Origin of the sequence: Rhizobium chutanense, from assembly GCF_002531935.1 — a bacterium.
GTDB lineage: Bacteria > Pseudomonadota > Alphaproteobacteria > Rhizobiales > Rhizobiaceae > Rhizobium > Rhizobium chutanense.
This window is the reverse complement of sequence record NZ_NWSV01000088.1, coordinates 1-912: the sequence shown is the minus strand read 5'-3', so window position 1 is coordinate 912 and position 912 is coordinate 1. Positions and strand designations below refer to the sequence as shown.

At 62.0% G+C, this 912-nt stretch carries 1 protein-coding gene; it reads left to right on the top strand.

What is annotated here, in order from left to right; translation table 11 throughout:
* A partial coding sequence (gene tuf / locus CO666_RS33410) for an elongation factor Tu (protein ID WP_097616205.1) occupies window positions 1-911 on the top strand: 911 nt, incomplete at its 5' end.
* Window position 912: the final 1 nt, after the last annotated feature.

The following is a 912-nucleotide window of genomic DNA, read 5'->3' as shown; positions in this document are numbered from 1 at the left end:
CCGGTGCTGCCCAGATGGACGGCGCGATCCTGGTTTGCTCGGCTGCTGACGGCCCGATGCCGCAGACGCGCGAACACATTCTGCTGGCCCGCCAGGTCGGCGTTCCGGCGATCGTTGTGTTCCTGAACAAGGTCGACCAGGTTGACGACGCCGAGCTTCTCGAACTGGTCGAGCTCGAAGTTCGCGAACTTCTGTCGTCCTACGACTTCCCGGGCGACGATATCCCGGTGGTCAAGGGTTCGGCACTTGCTGCTCTTGAAGATTCCGACAAGAAGATCGGCGAAGACGCGATCCGCGAGCTGATGGCAGCGGTTGATTCCTACATCCCGACGCCTGAGCGCCCGATCGACCAGCCGTTCCTGATGCCGATCGAAGACGTGTTCTCGATCTCGGGCCGTGGTACGGTTGTGACCGGCCGCGTCGAGCGTGGCATTGTCAAGGTTGGCGAAGAAGTCGAGATCGTCGGCATCCGCGCGACCTCGAAGACGACGGTGACCGGCGTTGAAATGTTCCGCAAGCTGCTCGATCAGGGCCAGGCCGGCGACAACATCGGCGCACTGGTTCGCGGTGTGAACCGTGACGGCGTCGAGCGTGGCCAGATCCTGTGCAAGCCGGGTTCGGTCAAGCCGCACAAGAAGTTCATGGCAGAAGCCTACATCCTGACGAAGGAAGAGGGTGGCCGTCATACGCCGTTCTTCACCAACTACCGTCCGCAGTTCTACTTCCGCACGACCGACGTGACGGGCATCGTGACGCTGCCGGAAGGCACGGAGATGGTTATGCCTGGCGACAACGTCACGGTTGCCGTCGAGCTGATCGTTCCGATCGCGATGGAAGAAAAGCTGCGCTTCGCAATCCGCGAAGGCGGCCGCACCGTCGGCGCCGGTATCGTCGCTTCGATCGTCGAGTAAT